At 72.6% G+C, this 18,700-nt stretch carries 18 protein-coding genes; 9 read left to right on the top strand and 9 right to left on the bottom strand.

The genetic code is table 11. The annotated features are described in order from the left end of the window. The first annotated feature begins 94 nt into the window (after positions 1–94). The 4 genes from ACIHAA_RS08085 (at position 95) to ACIHAA_RS08070 (ending at position 3,273) form a co-directional block, all read left to right on the top strand. The gene (locus ACIHAA_RS08085; protein WP_399814374.1) at positions 95–1,051 is read left to right on the top strand and encodes a metal ABC transporter substrate-binding protein; all 957 of its coding nucleotides are present in this window, start codon (positions 95–97) and stop codon (positions 1,049–1,051) included. A 17-nt stretch (positions 1,052–1,068) separates the two neighbouring features. Further along, positions 1,069–1,836, top strand: a complete 768-nt coding sequence (locus tag ACIHAA_RS08080) for a metal ABC transporter ATP-binding protein (RefSeq protein WP_399814372.1) — start codon at positions 1,069–1,071, stop codon at positions 1,834–1,836. Further along, positions 1,836–2,738, top strand: a complete 903-nt coding sequence (locus ACIHAA_RS08075; RefSeq protein ID WP_399814370.1) for a metal ABC transporter permease — start codon at positions 1,836–1,838, stop codon at positions 2,736–2,738. Before ACIHAA_RS08080 ends, ACIHAA_RS08075 begins: the two co-directional genes overlap by 1 nt. 118 nt (positions 2,739–2,856) lie before the next feature. After that, complete coding sequence (locus ACIHAA_RS08070; protein WP_399814368.1) at positions 2,857–3,273, top strand: Fur family transcriptional regulator; 417 nt, start codon at positions 2,857–2,859, stop codon at positions 3,271–3,273. Between the two features lie 13 nt (positions 3,274–3,286). On the opposite strand, the gene ACIHAA_RS08065 is transcribed toward ACIHAA_RS08070, so the two are convergent. The 7 genes from ACIHAA_RS08065 to ACIHAA_RS08035 form a co-directional block, all read right to left on the bottom strand. Beyond that, positions 3,287–3,847: a hypothetical protein gene (locus ACIHAA_RS08065; RefSeq protein ID WP_399814367.1), complete on the bottom strand. Its 561-nt coding sequence runs from the start codon at positions 3,845–3,847 to the stop codon at positions 3,287–3,289. A 73-nt stretch (positions 3,848–3,920) separates the two neighbouring features. Beyond that, entirely contained in the window at positions 3,921–4,754 is an 834-nt protein-coding gene (locus tag ACIHAA_RS08060) for an isoprenyl transferase (protein ID WP_399814365.1), read from the bottom strand. Positions 4,755–4,798: 44 nt separating this feature from the next. Beyond that, entirely contained in the window at positions 4,799–5,545 is a 747-nt protein-coding gene (recO, locus tag ACIHAA_RS08055) for a DNA repair protein RecO (RefSeq protein ID WP_399814363.1), read from the bottom strand. Between the two features lie 15 nt (positions 5,546–5,560). After that, positions 5,561–7,345 (bottom strand): MFS transporter, encoded by a 1,785-nt coding sequence (locus ACIHAA_RS08050; RefSeq protein WP_399814361.1) that lies wholly within the window; start codon positions 7,343–7,345, stop codon positions 5,561–5,563. Positions 7,346–7,350: 5 nt separating this feature from the next. Beyond that, the gene (locus ACIHAA_RS08045; RefSeq protein ID WP_399814359.1) at positions 7,351–7,980 is read right to left on the bottom strand and encodes an NUDIX hydrolase; all 630 of its coding nucleotides are present in this window, start codon (positions 7,978–7,980) and stop codon (positions 7,351–7,353) included. Between the two features lie 121 nt (positions 7,981–8,101). Further along, the gene (gene folE / locus ACIHAA_RS08040) at positions 8,102–8,638 is read right to left on the bottom strand and encodes a GTP cyclohydrolase I (RefSeq protein ID WP_399814357.1); all 537 of its coding nucleotides are present in this window, start codon (positions 8,636–8,638) and stop codon (positions 8,102–8,104) included. A 264-nt stretch (positions 8,639–8,902) separates the two neighbouring features. After that, entirely contained in the window at positions 8,903–9,652 is a 750-nt protein-coding gene (locus ACIHAA_RS08035; protein WP_399814354.1) for a FadR/GntR family transcriptional regulator, read from the bottom strand. A gap of 238 nt (positions 9,653–9,890) precedes the next feature. On the opposite strand from ACIHAA_RS08035, the gene ACIHAA_RS08030 reads away from it, so the two are divergent. The 5 genes from ACIHAA_RS08030 to ACIHAA_RS08010 are packed head-to-tail and all read left to right on the top strand — an operon-like array spanning position 9,891 to position 16,541. Beyond that, positions 9,891–11,519: an ABC transporter substrate-binding protein gene (locus ACIHAA_RS08030; protein WP_399814352.1), complete on the top strand. Its 1,629-nt coding sequence runs from the start codon at positions 9,891–9,893 to the stop codon at positions 11,517–11,519. Positions 11,520–11,538: 19 nt separating this feature from the next. Next, on the top strand, positions 11,539–12,501 hold the full coding sequence (locus ACIHAA_RS08025; RefSeq protein ID WP_399814350.1) for an ABC transporter permease: 963 nt from the start codon (positions 11,539–11,541) through the stop codon (positions 12,499–12,501). Beyond that, entirely contained in the window at positions 12,498–14,495 is a 1,998-nt protein-coding gene (locus ACIHAA_RS08020; protein ID WP_399814348.1) for a dipeptide/oligopeptide/nickel ABC transporter permease/ATP-binding protein, read from the top strand. The genes ACIHAA_RS08025 and ACIHAA_RS08020 overlap by 4 nt, the downstream gene beginning before the upstream one ends. Further along, entirely contained in the window at positions 14,492–15,604 is a 1,113-nt protein-coding gene (locus ACIHAA_RS08015; RefSeq protein ID WP_399814346.1) for an oligopeptide/dipeptide ABC transporter ATP-binding protein, read from the top strand. Before ACIHAA_RS08020 ends, ACIHAA_RS08015 begins: the two co-directional genes overlap by 4 nt. A gap of 1 nt (position 15,605) precedes the next feature. After that, complete coding sequence (locus ACIHAA_RS08010; RefSeq protein WP_399814344.1) at positions 15,606–16,541, top strand: dihydrodipicolinate synthase family protein; 936 nt, start codon at positions 15,606–15,608, stop codon at positions 16,539–16,541. A gap of 70 nt (positions 16,542–16,611) precedes the next feature. Here ACIHAA_RS08010 and ACIHAA_RS08005 read toward each other — a convergent pair whose 3' ends face one another. After that, positions 16,612–17,814: an exo-alpha-sialidase gene (locus tag ACIHAA_RS08005; protein ID WP_399814342.1), complete on the bottom strand. Its 1,203-nt coding sequence runs from the start codon at positions 17,812–17,814 to the stop codon at positions 16,612–16,614. A 112-nt stretch (positions 17,815–17,926) separates the two neighbouring features. Continuing rightward, positions 17,927–18,631 carry a TerB family tellurite resistance protein gene (locus ACIHAA_RS08000; RefSeq protein WP_399814341.1) on the bottom strand — a complete coding sequence of 235 codons (705 nt, stop codon included), beginning with the start codon at positions 18,629–18,631 and terminating at the stop codon, positions 17,927–17,929. Positions 18,632–18,700: the final 69 nt, after the last annotated feature.

Below are 18,700 nucleotides of genomic sequence, written 5' to 3'. Positions count from 1 at the left end.
ATCGGTAGGGCTCCTGAAGCGGGTCCCCGGGGGTGCCGGACCATTGCCGGGGGTTTGTTGACAACGGTTTCCATCTTCGTTGAAAATGACTGTCATGAACGTACGTCGACGCCTCATACCCGCCACCACCCTCGCGGCCGTCACCGCACTGGGCCTCGGAGCCCTCTCCGCCTGCTCCTCCACCAGTGCCGCCGGTCACAGCGGGAAGTTCGACGTCGTCGCGTCGTTCTATCCCATGGCCTTCCTCGCCGAGCAGATCGGCGGGGACCACGTCCATGTCACCAGTCTCACCCAGCCCGGCCAGGAGCCGCACGACCTGGAGATCAGCGCCCGGCAGACCGCGCGGCTCCAGGAGTCCGACGCGGTGCTCTACCTCAAGAACCTCCAGCCCTCCGTCGACGACGCGGTCGCCCAGTCCGAGATCAAGACGAAGATCGACGCGGCCTCCCTCACCACCCTGGAGCGGCACGGCAACGAGGTCGGCGGCCACGCGGCCGCGCACGACACCCACCAGGGCGAGGAGTCCGGCGGCAACGACCCCCACATCTGGCTCGACCCGGTGCGCTACGCCCAGGTCGCCCAGGGCGTCGGCAAGGCCTTCGAAAAGGCGGACCCCAAGCACGCGGCCGACTACAAGAAGAACACCGCGGCCCTGGTCAAGAAGCTCGACAGCCTCGACGCGCAATACGCGAGCGGGCTGAAGGACACCCGGAGCAAGGTCTTCATCACCACCCACGCCGCCTTCGGCTACCTCGCCGAGCGCTACGGTCTCACCGAGGAGGCGATCAACGGTCTGGACCCGGACTCCGAGCCCAGCGCGGCCCGGGTGCGGCAGCTGGAGACCATGGCGAAGGCCGACGGCGTCTCCACCGTCTTCTACGAGACGCTCGTCAGCGACAAGACCGCGAAGACCGTCGCCCAGGACGCGGGGCTGAAGACGGACGTCCTCGACCCGATCGAGGGCATCACCGCCAAGTCCCGCGGCGACGACTACTTCCAGGTCATGCAGTCCAACCTCAGGGCCCTGCGGACAGCGCTGGGGGCCAAGTGACATCGGAGGGTACGGCCATGAGCGAGCCCGTCATACGCCTGCACGGCGTCCGTGCCGACCTGGGCTCCCGCCCGGTCCTGCGCGGCATCGACCTGACCGTGCGCCGCGGCGAGGTCGTCGCCCTGCTCGGCGCCAACGGCTCGGGCAAGTCGACGGCCGTGCGCACCGTCATCGGACAGGTGCCGGTGAGCGCGGGCGAGGTCGAGCTGTTCGGCTCCCCGCGCCGGGAGTTCCGCGACTGGCGGCGCATCGGTTATGTGCCGCAGCGCACCACGGCCGCGGGCGGGGTGCCCGCCACGGTGACCGAGGTGGTCTCCTCCGGGCGGCTGTCCCGGGCCCGCTTCGGCATCCTGCGCCGGGCCGACCACCAGGCCGTGCGGCGCGCGCTGGAACAGGTCGGCATGGCGGACCGGGCCAAGGACTCGGTCAACGCCCTCTCCGGCGGCCAGCACCAGCGGGTGCTGATCGCCCGCGCCCTCGCCTCCGAGCCCGAACTGCTGATCATGGACGAGCCGATGGCGGGCGTCGACCTGGCGAGCCAGGAGGTGCTGGCGCGGACCCTGGAGGAACAGGTGTCCGCCGGTGCGACCGTGCTGCTGGTGCTGCACGAACTCGGGCCGCTGGAGCCGCTGATCGACCGGGCGGTGGTGCTGCGCGACGGCTGCGTCCTGCACGACGGGCCGCCCCCGCGGGCCGTGGGCCAGCACGCGCTGCCCGGCCACGACCATGTCCACCCGCACGACGCGGCGGGCGCCGAACCGATCCGGACGGGACTGCTGAGCTGATGGACTTCCTGAACTACGCCTTCATGCAGCGGGCCCTGCTCGCGGCCGTCCTGGTCGGCATCACCGCCCCGGCCGTCGGGATCTACCTGGTGCAGCGCCGCCAGGCACTGATGGGCGACGGCATCGGGCATGTGGCAATGACCGGCGTCGGCCTCGGCTTCCTGCTGTCCACGTCCCCGGTGTGGATGGCGACGGCCGTCTCCGTGCTCGGCTCGGTCCTGATGGAGCTGATCCGCTGGTACGGCAGGACCCGCGGCGACATCGCCCTCGCGATGCTGTTCTACGGCGGCATGGCGGGCGGCGTGATGTTCATCAACCTCGCGCCCGGCGGCTCCAACGCCAATCTGACCTCGTACCTGTTCGGCTCCCTGTCCACCGTCTCGCCGTCGGACGTCACGGCCATATGCCTGCTGGCCGCCTTTGTGGTCCTGGTCACCATCGGTCTGCGCCGCCAGCTCTTCGCTGTCAGCCAGGACGAGGAGTTCGCCCGGGTCACCGGACTGCCGGTGCGGGCGCTGAACCTGCTGACCGCGGTCACCGCGGCGGTGACGGTCACGGTCGCCATGCGGGTGGTCGGTCTGCTGCTGGTGTCCGCCCTGATGGTGGTCCCGGTGGCGGCGGCCCAGCAGCTCGGCCGCAGCTTCGCGGCGACCTTCGCGATCGCGGTCGCCATCGGCGTGGCCGTCACCCTGGGCGGCACGGTCACCTCGTACTACCAGGACGTGCCGCCGGGAGCGACCATCGTGCTGCTCACCATCGGCACGTTCTTCGTGCTCACCGCGCTGGCGGCCCCGCTGGCCCGGCGACGCGCGCGGGCGGCGGCCGCCGCGCTGTCCGCACCCGACCCGCTGGAGTGCGCGATTCCGGCCAACCGGGAAGCGGCCGACGAGGTCGGAGTCTGACCGCGCCGGGCCCGGACTGGCACAATGGGCCCGGCAAGGCGCAGACGTGAGCCGTGAGAGAGCCGGTGGGGACTCCCGGGGCCCCGCGGGCGAGCGAGTCATCAAGGAGGAGGCAACGGTGACGACCGCCGGCCAGCCCGTACGGGGACGATCCACCCGCCAGCGTGCCGCCGTGGCGGCGGCGCTCGACGAGGTCGAGGAGTTCCGTAGCGCGCAGGAACTCCACGACATGCTCAAGCACAAGGGTGACTCGGTCGGGCTCACCACGGTCTACCGCACGCTCCAGTCCCTCGCCGAGGCGGGCGAGGTGGACGTCCTGCGCACCTCCGAGGGCGAGTCCGTGTACCGCCGCTGCTCGTCGGGCGAACACCACCACCATCTGGTGTGCCGCCTGTGCGGCAAGGCCGTCGAGGTCGAGGGCCCGGCGGTGGAGAAGTGGGCGGAGGCCATCGCCGCGGAACACGGCTATGTCAACGTCGCCCACACCGTGGAGATCTTCGGCACCTGCGCGGACTGCGCGGCGGCCGGCAACTGACCCGGGAGCCCGCTCAGACGCGGGACAGGCGGCCGTCCAGCAGGGCGCGCAGCCGGTCGGCGTCGGCGGGGTCGGCCGCGCCCGCCTTGGCGATCACCGTCGCACAGCGTCCCGCCCGGTCGGGGCTGCGCAGCACGAACACCCGCTCGCTCTCCCCGTAGCTGCCGAAGTTGCCCCAGGCCATGGTGGACTCGGCCTGCGCGCCCGCCATCCGTACGCCCGTACCGCCCACCGTGACCCGCACCCGGCCCTGGTGCTGGAGCGCCTTCAGCGACCCCCGGGCCGCGAGGTGCGGCCAGAGGTACAGCACCACCGCGTAGGCGGCGACCGCCAGGCCGAAGGTCCCGCCCCCGTCGCCGTTCACCGCGTCCAGCACCGCCAGGGCCACGCCCAGCAGGCCGAGGACGATGACGAACGGCGGCCGGAAGATGAGGCCCGACCGGCGCTTGCGCAGAATGAGCCGGACGGCGTCCACGAGGTCCGCGCGCCGGAGTTCGTACTCCAGCACGACGTCGGCCTCTCTCTTCTCCACGGCCTGCTCTGCGGTCTGTTCCGCGGCCTGTTCTGCGGTCACGACCCCTCCCCGGGTCATGTCATGGGTGACGAGCCGTGATCGTAGAGCAGGTACGGGCCGGGCGGCCTCGCGGCTATGCGCCGCCGTTCTCGGGGGCGGTGGGCTGCTCGTTGGGGATGGCGCCGCCGAAGCGGCGGTCGCGGGAGGCGAACTCCAGGCACGCCCGCCACAGGTCGCGGCGGTCGAAGTCCGGCCACAGCACGTCCTGGAAGACCATCTCGGCGTAAGCGCTCTGCCAGATCAGGTAGTTGGAGGTCCGCTGCTCTCCGCTCGGCCGCAGGAACAGGTCCACGTCCGGCATGTCCGGGTAGTAGAGGTACTTCGCGAGGGTCTTCTCGCTGACCTTCGACGGGTCGAGCCGGCCCGCCTTCACATCCTCGGCCAGGGCCTGCGCCGCGTCGGCGATCTCGGCACGGCCGCCGTAGTTCATGCAGAAGTACAGCGTGAGCCGGTCGTTGTCCTTGGTCTGCTCCTGGGCGATCTGGAGCTCCTTGGCCACCGACTTCCACAGCTTGGGCATACGGCCCACCCACCGCACCCGGATGCCGAGTGCGTCGAGCTGGTCGCGGGTCTTGCGGATGAAGTCGCGGTTGAAGTTCATCAGGAAGCGCACCTCGTCCGGCGAGCGCTTCCAGTTCTCGGTGGAGAAGGCGTACAGCGAGATGCTTCCGACGCCCATCTCGATCGCGCCCTGGAGCACGTCCAGCACCCGTTCGGCACCGACCTTGTGGCCCTCGGTGCGGGGCAGTCCGCGTTCCTTGGCCCAGCGGCCGTTGCCGTCCATCACGATCGCCACATGGGTCGGGACCAGTTCGCCCGGAAGCTTCGGCGGACGGGCCCCGGACGGGTGCGGCTCCGGCGTCATGTACTCGCGGCGCTGGCGCCCCAGAAACCCGCGTACGGCCATGTGCTTGTCGCTCCTCGATCTGCTGTGACTGTGCCTGTGCCTGTCTACTGTTCCACGTACCGGAGCGAGCGCAGTCCGCGCTCCAGGTGCCAGTGCAGATATGCCGACACCAGTCCGCTGCCCTCCCGGGCATGGCGCGGCTCGCACGCGTCCGCGGTCCCCCAGTCCCCGGTCAGCAGCGCGCCGAGCAGCTCCAGGGCCCCGGGCGAGGGTACGACACTGCCGGGCACCCGGCAGTCGCCGCACACCACACCGCCCGAGGCGACCGAGAAGAAGCGGTTCGGCCCGGGCATGCCGCACTTGGCGCAGGCGCCGAAGCTGGGCGCGTAGCCGTTGACGGCGAGGGAGCGCAGCAGGAAGGCGTCCAGGACCAGATGCGGGGCGTGCTCACCGCGGGCGAGCGTGCGCAGGCCGCCGACCAGCAGCAGGTACTGCTGGACCGCGGGCTCCCCCTCGTGGTCGGTGAACCGCTCCGCGGTCTCCAGCATGGCGGTCCCGGCGGTGTAGCGCGCGTAGTCGGTGACGATCCCGCCGCCGTACGGGGCGATGGTCTCGCTCTGGGTGCACAGCGGCAGCCCGCGCCCCACCAGCTCGCTGCCGCGAGCGAAGAACTGCACGTCGACATGGGAGAAGGGCTCCAGCCGGGCCCCGAACTTCGACTTGGTGCGGCGCACCCCGCGGGCCACGGCACGCACCCGCCCGTGTCCCCGGGTGAGCAGGGTGATGATCCGGTCCGCCTCGCCCAGCTTCTGGGTGCGCAGCACGATGCCGTCGTCGCGGAACAGACTCATGCCCCCCATTCTCGCCTACGGCACCCGCGCCCCGGGCCCGGGCGGCCCGCCCGGTGCCTGTCGCCACCCTCGGCCGAGGTCACCGGGCCCGGGTGCCGCGGCCTTCGGGGCTACGGGGGCCGGTGGTGCGGGGGCCGGTGCGGTCGTCTTCGGTGCGGCCGTCTTCGGGCGTACGGCCTCCCGTGCTGCGGGCCCAGGTGCCGCGGCCGCGGTCGCCCGAGGGGTCCGGGACCGGGCCCGGTGCAGCAGGATCAGGTGGGCCGTGGTGAGCAGGAGCAGGATCCCGGTGTTGAGGAGGGCCGCGGTGTGGAGTCCGGCGGTGAACGCGGTTCTGGCGGAGCCGAGGAGTTCGTCGCCGAGCCGCTCGGGAAGCCCGGCGGCCGCCTCGGCGGCTCCGGCCAGGGTCGTCCGGGCGGCCTCGCCGGGGCCGGGCGCCATGCCGTCCGGGAGCGGGACGCCGTCCAGCTTCGCGCGGTAGACGGCGGCGGCGACGGATCCGGCGACGGCCACGCCCAGCGCCTCGCCCAGGTTGGCGCCGGTCTCTCCGATGCCCGAGGCGTTTCCGGCGCGCTCGGGCGGGGCGCTACCGATGATCATGTCGTTGGTGAGGGCCAGCGCCGCCTGCACGCCGAAGGACAGGACGGCGAAACCGGCGACGGCGGGGAGCGGCCCGGACTGCGGCCCGGCCCGGGCGAGCAGCACCGGCCCCGGTACGGCCAGCAGGAAGCCGCCCGCCACCACCCGGAGCGGTCCCGTGCGGTGCGCCACGGCGGGGGCGAGCAGCGCGCCCGCCACACCCGCCCCCACCGCGGGCAACGCCCACAGTCCGGCCGCCCGCGGCGACAGCCCCAGGACGAGCTGGAAGTACTGGAGGAGCAGGAACTGCATCCCGGTCACCGCGAAGAGCCCCAGGGTCAGTCCGCCCAGCGAGACCCCGAACACCGGGCGGGCAAAGAGCCTGAGGTCGAGCAGGGGGTCGGGGAGCCTCAGCTGTCTGCGGACGAAGACGGCACCGAGGCAGAGCCCGGCGGCGACGCACAGCAGCGGCAGCGCCCGGAACCCGTGCTGGGCCGTCTCCTTGAAGCCGTAGACGACCGGCAGCACCGTGGTGACCGACAGCGCGACACTGACGGGGTCCGGGCGGCCCGCCCCCGGGTCGCGGTACTCGGGCAGCAGCAGCGGACCGGCGATCAGCAGGACGGCGCCCACGGGCACGCCGAGCAGGAAGACCGAGCCGTACCAGAAGTGCTCCAGGAGCATCCCGCCGACCAGCGGGCCGATCATGCCGCCGATGCTGAAGTTGGTCATCCAGACCGCGACCGCCAGCCGTCGCTGCCCCGGGTCGCGGAACATGTTGCTGATCAGGGAGAGGGTCGACGGCATCAGGGTCGCCCCCGCGATCCCCAGCAGCGCGCGCGAGGCGATGAGCGTTCCCGCTCCTGCCGAGGAGGCGGCGAGCAGTGAGGCCGCGGCGAAGGCGGCGGCTCCCGTCAGCAGGAGCCGGCGGCGGCCGATCCGGTCGCCGAGGGTGCCCATCGGCACGAGGAAACCGGCCACCATGAAACCGTAGATGTCGACGATCCAGAGCAGTTGCGTCCCGCTCGGGTGCAGTCGTTCGCCAAGCGCGGGCGCGGCCAGGTGCAGCACGCTCATGTCCAGGCCGATGAGCAGGGTCGGCAGCGCGAGGACCGCGAGCCCGGTCCACTCCCGTCGCCCGGCCCGCGCCGCAAGCCCGGGGGCGGGGCCGGGACGGATGCTCCGCCGGTTGTTCCGCCGGGTGCTCCCGGTGCGGCGGGCCATCGGGGTCAGCCGGTGGTGCGGGAAGGGGCCGGTGCGCCCCGGCAGGCGCCGAGCAGCTGGCGGACGGCGGGGGTCAGCGGGTGGTCCCGCGCCTCCTCGGGGGTGAGCCACAGCGCCGTGGTGCCCTCCGGGCCGAGTTCCACCGCGAGGTCCGCCTCCACCGCGTCCGCGGTGCGGTAGACGTGCCACAGATGGGCGTCGGCGCCGCGGCGGCAGCCGTCGCCGGGAACCGGGGTGCTGGCCAGCCGTTCCAGCCGGAGACCCGAGATGCCGGTCTCCTCCCGGAGTTCGCGCACCGCGGCCGCGTCGGGGTCCTCGCCGCTCTCGACGTGCCCGGCGGGGACGGTCAGGCCGAAGGGGAAGGCCGTGCGGTCGAAGAAGAGGAGGCGGCCGCGCACATCGCGGACGAAGACGCCCGCCGTCTCGTGCCAGTACTCGCCCTCGTCGTCCGTCCACCACCGCAGGGCGGGGTCCAGCACCAGCGCCCGGTCGGCGGTGTGGCCGCAGGCGCGGCAGACGCAGTCGCAGCGGGCACCCGCCGTACGCCACTCGACCGCTGCGCGGTGGCACCGCAGGCAGTAGTGGCGCACGGTGGTGTCCCGCAGCGCGCCGGGCGGAAGGAAGTCGAGTTTCATGCGGTGCTCCGGATCTGACGGCACCCCGTCCAAGGCGTCCCGGCCGCCGGGGCGCACCTCCGCGCGGCGGACAGCGAGGTGTCCGCCGCGCAGACCGGGTGTGCGGGACCTGGCGGAACGCTCAGGCGTCCAGGCCGTACCGGACGAACAGCTCCTTGTCGCCCGCGACATAGGAGGTGTCGGTGACCACCGTCTGGTCGGACGGGCCCCGGCTGCACATGCACATGTGCCGTCCGGTGGAGACCACGCGCACCGCGCGGGCGCCGCCCGAGGACATGATCTCCTCGGCGATGTCCTTCACCAGGTGCTCCTGGATCTGGAACCTGCGGCTGAACGCCTGTACCAGGCGGGGGAACTTGCCCAGGCCCAGGATCTTGCTGCCGGGCACGTAGGAGATCCCGACCTTCCCGTAGAAGGGGAGGAAGTGGTGCGCGCAGATGGAGTAGTAGTTGATGTCGTGCACGCGGACCACACCGGCGTGCTCGCCCGGGACCTCGACCGTGGTCTTGAGGATTGTCGACGTGTCGGTCTCGTAGCCGCTGAGCAGGTGGCGGTAGGCGCGGACGATACGGGGTTCGCACTCCGGTTCGCGGTACCAGTCGAGCGCGCGCTTGTCGGTGGTGACGTTGTCTTCGAGCCACTCGGCGATGGTGCTCATCAAACACCTCCTGATGGACGCTTGCCGCGCCCCGTCTGCTGCTGTCTCACACCCCGTCTGCGGCCGGTCCCGCGTCCGCGGCTGCCCGGGGCTCATGCCGCTCGGGGAGCCGCCCGGAATCCCGTCGCGGGATCCGCAAGCACGTACGTTCGTGCCGAGGTCAGCAGCTTCGTGTCGATGACGTCATGCTGCCCGCCGCCCGCCAGGGTGCGCAAATTGTCTGATATATACGAGTGATACGCCGTGCGGACCATGCCGACGGGTTCAGAAGCCGCCGGACGGCTCGCCGTACTCCCGGGCCGTGCGGTCCTCGATACCGCGGAAGTGGTCCGCCATCGCCCGCTCCGCCCCCTCGACGTCCCGCGCCCGCAGGGCCCTGACGATGTCGCGGTGGCGGCGCGCCGTGAGTTGCGGGGTCGCCCCGTCCGGCCAGTCGCGGGCCCGGGCCACCCGCCGGAAGACCATCCAGAAGGCGTTCAGCAGCTGCGGCACCAGCGCGTTGCCCAGTGAGCCGTAGAGCAACTCATGGAACTCGCGGTCCAGTTCGGCGAAGGAGCGCCCCTCCGCACCCGCCTCCTCCATCCGTGCGACCACCGACTCCAGCCGCTCCAGCTCCGGTTCGGAGAGCGTCAGGGCGGCCCGTCGGATCAGCCCCTCCTCCAGCACCTCGCGGACCTGGAGGATCTCGTTCAGGGCGTCCATCTCGTCGTCGGGCCGGGCGAGCGCCCGGAAGGTGAGGCCGTCGACGAAGGGGGTCAACGAGGCCTGCCCGACATAGGTGCCGTAACCGTGCCGGATCTCCACGATGTCCAGCGCCTGGAGCGCCTTGAGCGCCTCCCGTACGGAGTTGCGGCTCACCCCCAGGTCCTCCATCAACTCGGACTCCGTGGGGAGCGCCGCACCGGGCCGGAGTTTGCGATCGAGGATGAGTTGCATGACCTCGCGCTGAATCCGGCCGCTCAGGCGCCGCTCGGTCCTGCGCACGATCCCGGGGTCGTCGGACATGCGCCGCATCGTACGCGCGTACCCCTTCGGCGTCGCACCCCCCGGGAGCCGGGAAAACGTCAACTACCCGTATTTCTCGCCGTCATTGGTCGCACCTCTGGCGGCTGGGCCATTCGTGTGGGTCCCCTTGACCGCCCCCGTGCCCCCACTTATGGTCGCGCTGCCGCCCATGACGTAGGACGTCGTATCTCCTTGTCCTCTTGCCTCAGCCTTACGCCCCGCCCCGAACGCATTTGCTGGAGGAACCGTGCGCGACGTGACCACCGACGTACCGGCGCCGGGCCGCCGGGCGTTTCTGACGTACTCCGGCGCGCTCGGCGCGGCCGCCGCCCTGTCCTCCTCGCTGGCCGCCTGCTCCTCGGGCCCGGAGTCCACCAACGACACCGGCGGCGGGGGCGGCAGGGACCGGACCCTGACGGCGGTCATCGGCTACGGCAACGACGGCAGCTGGGATCCCACCCAGACCGCCTCGGCCTTCAGCATGGCCGCCAACCACCACATCTACGAGGGGCTCCTCGACACCGACCCCATCACCCGGGAGCCGTACGCGGCGCTCGCCACCGAGGTGCCCCGGGACCTCTCCGCCACCTCCTGGAGGTTCACCCTGCGGGAGGGGGCGACGTTCCACGACGGGCACCCGGTCACGGCCGATGATGTCGTTTTCGTGTTCGACCGGATCCTGGATCCGGGCACCCAGACCCTCGCCAAGGGGTTCTTCGCGAGCTGGCTGAGCCAGGTCCGCAAGGTCGACGCGCGCACCGTGGAGCTGGTCCTCAAGTTCCCCTTCCCGGACGGCGCCGCGCGGCTGACCCTGGCGAAGATCATGCCCCGCCACGTCTTCTCCCGGCCCGGCGCCTGGGACGACGCGATCAAGGGCCTGGCGGTGGGCTCGGGACCGTACCGCCAGACCGCCCACCACCCGAAGTCGAACACCACCTTCGAGGCCTTCGCGGGCTACAACGGGCCGCGCAGGCCCGCGTTCAAGAAGATGAACTGGCTGACGATCGTCGACGCCGCACCGCGGGTCGCCCGGATCTCCGGCACCGCCGCCGGGGCGCAGATCGCCGACAACATCCCCTACGCCAACATCCGGCAGCTCACCGGCGGCGGCCTCGCGGTGCGGGGCGGGGCCGGGATGAACAACCTGTTCCTGATGTTCAACACCCGGCACAAGCCCTTCGACGACGTCCGGGTGCGGCAGGCGCTCCACTACGCGATCGACACGGACAAGATGGTCGAGGTGGCCCTGAAGGGGCACGGGAAGCCTTCGTCCTCCTTCCTCAACGAGGCCAACCCCGCCTACCGCAGGGCGAAGACGGTCTACGGCCACGACCCCGAGAAGGCGAAGGCGCTGCTGAAGGAGGCCGGGGTCGGCGGACTGCGGATCGAGGTCCTCGCGGTCGACGTGAGCTGGATCGTGGACTGCCTGCCCACCCTCAAGGCCTCCTGGGACGCCATCGGTGTGCACACCACCCTGGCGCCGCAGGAGACCACGGCGGTCTTCACCAAGATGGACCAGAAGCAGGACTACCAGGTCGTCGCCGCCGCCTCGAACCCCAACCAGTTCGGTCTGGACGCCGATCTGATCATGCATTACAACTACGGCCCGCAGAACCTGTGGATGCAGTACGCCCGCTGGACCGACGACCCCGTGGCCAGAAAGCTCTTCGCGGACATGGACCGGGCGACCCGCGAGCCCGACCCGGACCGCAAGAAGGCGATGATCCAGGACTACATCGACGTCGTCGCCGAGCAGGCCGTGCTCTACCCGGTCGTCCACAACGAGCTGATGACCGCCTGGAATCCGCGGGAACTCACCGGGATAAGGGCGCAGCCCTACCCGGGCGTCAACCTCCTCCAGGCCAAGTGGGTCTAGCCGGAAGGGGAGTTGGCCCATGGTCGCCGTCGCCAGGATCCTGGCCCGCCGCCTGCTGCTGCTCGTGCCGCTGATGCTCGGCATCGTGCTCTTCGTGTTCCTGGTGATGCGCTTCTCGGACGTCGACCCGGCGTCCGCGTTCTTCCAGGGCGCGAACCCGACACCGCGGCAACTGCACGACTTCCGCGAACGCAACGGCCTGCTCGACCCGCTGCCGGTGCGCTACGTCCACTTCGTGGGCGCCCTGCTCCACGGGGACCTGGGCACCAGCGCCCTGACCCGGGCGCCGGTCGTCGACCAGGTCACCACCGCGCTGCCGCTCACCCTCCAGCTCACCTTCCTCGGGCTCGGCATCTCACTGGTGCTGGCCCTGGCCGGCGGGGTGACGGCCGCCGTCCACCGGGACCGGCTGCCGGACCAGGTCATCCGGGTGGTGTCCCTGACCGGGGTCGCGGCCCCCGGCTTCTGGCTGGCGCTGCTGCTGATCCAGTATCTGGCGGTCGGCCGGGGCTGGTTCCCCACCGGCGGCTACATCAACCCGGCGGACTCCCTCACCGGCTGGCTGAAGACGATGACACTGCCCGCCCTCGCGATGTCGCTGCCGGTGGCCGCGCAGCTGACCCGGATCGTGCGCACGGCCGTGGTGGAGGAACTGGACAAGGACTATGTGCGCACGGCGATCGGCAGCGGGCTGCCGCCCCGGGTCGTGGTCGGCCGGAACGTGCTGCGCAACGCACTCGTCAACCCGCTGACCGTGCTGGGCCTCCGGGTCGGCTATCTGCTGGGCGGCGCGGTCGTCATCGAGACCGTCTTCTCGCTGCCCGGGATGGGCAAGCTGATGATCGACGCCGTCCAGAACGGCGACCCGGCCGTCGTCCAGGGCGTCGTCCTGACCACGGCGACCGGTTTCGTCGTGGTCAACCTCGTCATCGACCTGCTGTATCTGCTGGTCAACCCGCGGCTGCGGGAGGCCGCCCGATGATCACCACACGCGGGGGCCTCGCCCGGGCCCTGTCCCGTCCCGGTGTCCGGCTGCGCGGCTGGCGGAGGCTGCCGCCGCTGTCGAGGGGCGCGCTGTGCTTCCTCGCGGCCGTCGTCCTGGCCGCGCTGCTCGCACCGCTCGTCGCCCCGCACGACCCACTGGACCAGCAGGAGCCGGTGGACGGCACCGGGCACCCCTCCACGGCCCACTGGATGGGGCAGGACAGCCTGGGCCGGGACATCCTCAGCCGACTGCTGTACGGGGCGCGCTGGTCGCTGGCGATCGGGCTCGGGGCGACCGCGCTGGCCCTGGTCGCGGGAGCCCTGCTCGGCGCGGTCGCGGCGACCTCCCGCAAGGCCGTCGACGAGACCCTCATGCGCTGTCTGGACGTGGTGATGGCGTTCCCCGGCATCGCGCTCGCGGCCGTCCTCGTCTCCGTCTTCGGCGGCGGCATCACGGTGCTGATCTGCGCGATCGCCTTTCTGTTCACCCCGCCGGTGGCCCGGGTCGTCCGGGCGAACGTACTGGACCAGTACGGCGAGGACTACGTCACCGCCGAGCGGGTGATCGGCGCGCGCACCCCCCACATCGTGCTGCGGCATGTGGCGGTCAACTGCGCCGCGCCGGTGCTGGTCTTCTGCACGGTGCAGGTCGCCGAGGCCATTGTCTTCGAGGCGTCGCTGTCCTTCATCGGGGCGGGTGTCCGGCCCCCGGACCCGTCCTGGGGCAGTGTCATCGCGGACGGCAAGAACATGGTGCTCACCGGCGGCTGGTGGGCCACGGTCTTCCCCGGGCTGCTGATGCTGGTCACGGTGCTGTCGCTGAACATCCTGTCCGAGGGCGTCTCGGACGCCTGGGCGGCCCCGGCTCCCCGCCCTGTCGAGGCGGGGGCCGGGAAGGACGCACGGGACGCGGCCGAGGGGCCCCGGGCGGCGGAGCCCGGCGGCGGGGAGGTGGTGGCGCTGCCGGGGCTGGCCGAGGCGGCACGGCGGCTGCGCGCCCGGGCCCGCCCCGTGCCGGACGGGCCGCCGGTGCTGGCGGTGGAGGACCTCGCGGTCGGCTTCCCCGGGCGGCACGGGGGCGTGGACATCGTCGACGGCATCAGCTTCGGGGTGCGCCCCGGGGAGGTCCTCGGGCTGGTGGGCGAGTCGGGCTGCGGGAAGTCGCTGACCGCGCTCACGGTCATGGGCTTGCAGCCCAGGGGCGCCCGGGTGCGCGGCCACATCCGCTTCGGGGACCGGGACCTGGCGGCCGAGCCGATGCGTCTGCGGCGCAGGCTGCTCGGCCATGAGATGGCGATGGTGTACCAGGACGCCCTGTCCTCCCTGAACCCGGCGATGACGATCCGGGCCCAACTGGCCCAGGTGGTACGGCGGGGCGGCCGCCGGAGCCCGGCGGAGCTGCTGTCCCTGGTCGGCCTGGATCCCGGGCGCACCCTGCGCAGCTACCCGCACGAGCTGTCCGGCGGCCAGCGCCAGCGGGTCCTGATCGCCCTGGCGCTCTCCCGCGACCCGCGGCTGGTCATCGCCGACGAGCCGACGACCGCGCTGGACGTGACCGTGCAGGCGCAGATCGTCCAACTGCTGCTGGGGCTGCGGGCGGAGCTGGGGTTCGCGCTGATCCTGGTCTCGCACGACCTGGCGCTGGTCGCGGACGTCACGGACCGGGTGGTGGTGATGTACGGCGGGCAGATCGTGGAGAGCGGGGTGACCGCCGATCTGGTGGCGGCGCCCGCCCACCACTACACCCGCGGACTGCTCGGCAGTGTGCTGTCGCTGGAGTCGGCGGCCGAGCGGATGACGCAGATCAGGGGCGTGGTCCCGGCGCCCGCCGACTTCCCGGCGGGCTGCCGCTTCGCGGACCGCTGCCCGCGGGCGAGCGGGCTGTGCCGGACGACGGCGCCCGCTCCGGCGGGCACCCCGGCGCACACGGCGGCCTGCCACCACCCGGCGGTCGACCTGGTCACCACGGAGGAGAGCGAGGCCGTGACATGAGTGCGACCGCCGAGCCGTCCGGGACCCCGGGCCCGCTCGTGGAGCTGCGCGACGCCCATGTCGTCCACCGGGATCGCAGCGGCGGCCTGTTCGCCCGGGACCGGGTGTACGCCCTGACCGGCGCCGCGCTGCGGGTGGCGCCCGGTGAGACGGTCGGTGTGGTCGGGGAGTCGGGCTGCGGCAAGTCGACGCTGGCGAAGGTGCTGGTGGGCGTGGAGCGGCCGACGTCCGGGAGCGTGCTCTTCCGGGGCCGCGACCTGTGGTCGATGCCCCCGGCCGAACGCCGGGCAGCCGTCGGCGGCAGCACCGGGATGGTCTTCCAGGACCCGTCGACGGCCCTGAACCGCAGGCTGACCGTGCGCCGGATCCTGCGGGACCCGCTGGATGTGCACCGGCGCGGGACACCCCGGGAGCGGGAGGAGCGGGTACGGGAACTGATGGGCCTGGTGGGCCTGCACCGGGCCCTCGCCGACGCCCTGCCCGGGCAGCTCTCCGGCGGCCAGCGGCAGCGGGTGGCCATCGCCCGGGCGCTCGCCCTGGATCCCGAGCTGGTGGTCGCCGACGAGCCGACCAGCGCGCTGGATGTGTCGGTCCGCGCACAGATCCTCAACCTGCTGCTGGATCTGCGGGAACGGCTGGGTCTGGCGCTGGTCTTCGTGTCGCACGACATCCAGACCGTGCGGCGGATGAGCGACCGGGTCGTCACCATGTATCTGGGGCGGATCGTCGAGGAGGCCCCGGCCGGGCGGGTCACCGCCCATGCCCGCCACCCCTACACCCGTGCCCTGTTCTCCGCCACGCCCGGCCTGCTGGATCCCATCGACCCGATCCCGCTGGCCGGTCCGGTGCCGTCGGCCACCCGGCCGCCGAGCGGCTGCCCGTTCCGCACCCGCTGCTGGAAGGCGGACGAGGTGTGTGCCGCGGCGATGCCGGACTTCTCGGGCGCGTCGGCCGCCGGACACCGCTTCCGCTGCCACCATCCTGTGCAGGAGGGCGAGCCGACCCGCGACCTGGTGCGCCGGGCGGCCGGCCCCTCCCCGGCCGCCGCCCCGGCCGGGGAACCGCCGCACCCCGTACTGCCCGACCAGAAACACGCCCGGGAGCCCTGAGATGACCCTGCCCGCCCCGCTCACCGGTGTGGTCCCGCCCGTCTGCACGCCCCTGACACCGGAGCGCGAGGTGGACGTCCGCTCGCTGCTCGCGCTCGTGGACCATCTGCTGTCGGCCGGGGTGGACGGGCTGTTCGTGCTCGGGTCGTCCTCGGAGGCGGCCTATCTGACGGATTCTCAGCGGCGGCTGGTGGTGGAGGCGGTGGCCGCCCATGTCTCGGGCCGGGTCCCGGTCCTGGCCGGGGCGATCGACATGACCACGCCCCGGGTGCTGGAGCATGTGGCGTACGCGGCCGGGGCCGGGGCGGACGCGGTGGTGGTGACGGCCCCCTTCTACACCCGCACCCATCCCGCGGAGACCGCCCGCCACTTCCGTCTGGTCGCCGAACGCTCCCCGGTGCCGGTCTTCGCCTACGACATCCCGGTCTCGGTCCCCGCCAGGCCGAGCCCCGGCCTGGTCCTGGAGCTGGCCGCGGAGGGCACCCTGGCCGGGCTGAAGGACTCCAGCGGTGATCTGGCCGCCTTCCGCACGGTGGTGACGGGCGCCCGGGCCCACCCCGGGATCAGCGGCTTCAGCGCGCTCACGGGGTCCGAGCTGGTCGTGGACTCGGCGCTGGCGCTGGGCGCGGACGGGGCGGTGCCCGGGCTGGCCAATGTGGACCCCGAGGGATATGTGCGCCTGGACCGCCTGTGCCGTGCGGGCGACTGGACCGCGGCGCGGGCGGAGCAGGAGCGGCTGTGCGCGCTGTTCGGTATGACCGGCGCCGGGGACCCCGCGCGGATGGGCGGCAGTTCCGCGGGGCTGGGCGCCTTCAAGGCGGCCCTGTGGCTGCGGGGGGTGATCGCCTGTCCGGCGACGGCCGAGCCGCAGGTGGCGCTGTCGGAGGCGGAGACGGAACGGGTGGGCAAGTATCTGGCGGCGGCGGGGCTGCTCTGAGGCCTCTCGTTCGGATCGGGCCGGGCCAGTGAGCCCTGATTTGGCTGATCCACACGGAAGACCCTGGCCGTCAGCCCGGGGAGCCGACCGGGAGCCGCCGGAACACGAGGGTGTCGTACATGCCCTTCGCCCCGGTCTCGTAGAGGATCGCGGCCCGTCCGTCGCGCAGTTGGACCAGGTCGCTGTAGGCCGCCGGGCGTGGGGACAGGGTGAGGATCCTGGTGAAGCTCGCCCCGCCGTCGGTGCTGCGCCACAGGGCCATCGCCCGGCGTGCGGTGGGCACCGAGGGTCCGGAGAAGAGCAGCGGGGCACGGTCGCCGCGCAGTTGGAGGACGCTGCCCTGGACCACGGGGACGTCGTCCAGGGTGTGCTGCACGGCGTAGGGGCGCTCCAGGGTCTCGCCTCCGTCGTCGGAGTAGCTGTCGAGGCGGTTGCCCGCGCTGGTGCCGTTCTGGTCGCGGGCGCTGACGTAGACGCTTCCGTCGGGGAGTTGGGCGGCGCTGCTCTCGTTGGAGTTGTCGTGGCCGTCCGGGGTGTCGTCGCTGTAGCCGAGGTGCCAGGTGCTGCCGCCGTCGTCGGAGTAGAGGGCGTGCGCGCCGTAGTACCGGGCCTCCCGTCCGGTGTCGCCGGAGCCGGGGCGGGGTGCGGCGGAGTGGTCGGCGGCCACCACGAGCCGCCCCGCGTACGGGCCCCGGGTGAGGGCGAGGGCGTGTCCCGGGCCGGTGGCGTACCAGCGCCAGCCGGGGCGCTTGACCGAGGAGGTGATCTCCCGGGGCGGCGAGAAGTGCCGTCCGTCGTCGCGGCTGGTCTGGACGAAGACCCGGCGGCCCTGACGCGACGTCACCTCGCCGCGCATGATCTGCGCCTCGCTCACCGTCCCGCCGTTGTAGCAGGTGACCAGGACGATCCGCCCGGTCCACGGGTCCACGACGGGCGCCGGGTTGCCCCGGGTGTCCCCCCGGCCCGCCGCGACCACGGCGAGTGGCCCCCAGGTGCAGCCCCCGTCCGGGGACCGCCGGAGCACGACGTCCACGGCCCCGCTGTCCCCGGACCCGTTGCGCCGCCCCTCGGCGAAGGCCAGCACGGTCCCCGCGCGGGTGACGACCGCCGCGGGGATCCGGTAGGTGTGGTAGCCGCCGCGTCCGGCCGTGTAGGGCACGGAGGAGACGCAGCCGTGGGCCGCGGAGGCGGGGGTGCCGGCGGCCGGTGCGGTGGCGGTGAGCGGGGCGAGGAGCACCGCGGCGCCGAGGACGGCGCGGCCCAGAAGTGTCATCCCTCTCCCTGGGGTGGCGTCCCGAGCGGGACGGTGACAGGTGACGGTCACAGACTCCCCAGAGCCGGGGCCGCTGATCCCTTGAGCGGCCGTCACTCACCGGTCCGAGTGACTACGAGGGGGTGCGTGCCGCCGCCAGCAGCCGGGTCACATCGTCCGAACAGATCGTCAGGGCCGCGCCCGCGGTGGCGAGTACCTCGCGTTCGGCGGGGGTGTAGGGGCCGTCCGCGAGGGCGATACGGGCACCCTGGAGGAGGATCGACTCGCGTCCGGCGGGTGCGAGATGGGGGGCCAGCGGGTCGAGGGCCTCGTGCAGCTCTATGGCGAGGCTCGCGCCGCCCGGTTCGCCGCAGACCCGGCCGGTGTCCGCGATCAGGGCCTCGACCAGGGCGCCGAGGCCCTCCACCGTGCAGTCGTCGAAGCCCGCGGAGCGGACGGCGGCTGCGGCCGTCTCCAGCGCCGTACGCGAACAGGTGCCGCCCGCGGCGAGGACCGCGAGGGCCACGGTGTGGACGGCGTCGCGGAGCATCGCGGAGAAGCGGGTGGTGGTGGGGTGGTCCAGGACGTCCATGCCGTAGCGGTGTCGGCAGGCGGCGCACTCCACGACCGGGCCGGTCTCGCCGCGCGGCAGGACCGGGACCCCGGCCAGGGCGATCCGGCGGCGTCCGGTGAGGCGCTGGTAGTTGCGGTCGCCCCCGCAGCCGGGACAGAAGAACTCGCCGTCGCCGACGGCGGTCCATGCGGTGCGGAGGCCAAGAAACTGCGAAACACGGGCCCCTCGGACCCCGCGGCCGTTGCGTCCCCGTCCTGGCAGCACGTCGCACCTCCTCAGCGCCACGGCAACATCGCCGCGCAGGCGTGATGTTAGCCACATTGTTGATGCCGA

This window comes from Streptomyces sp. NPDC052040 (assembly GCF_044548405.1).
In the GTDB taxonomy this organism is placed as follows: Bacteria; Actinomycetota; Actinomycetes; order Streptomycetales; family Streptomycetaceae; genus Streptomyces.
Note: the sequence above shows the minus strand (reverse complement) of the source record. Positions and strands in the feature narration are given on the sequence as shown.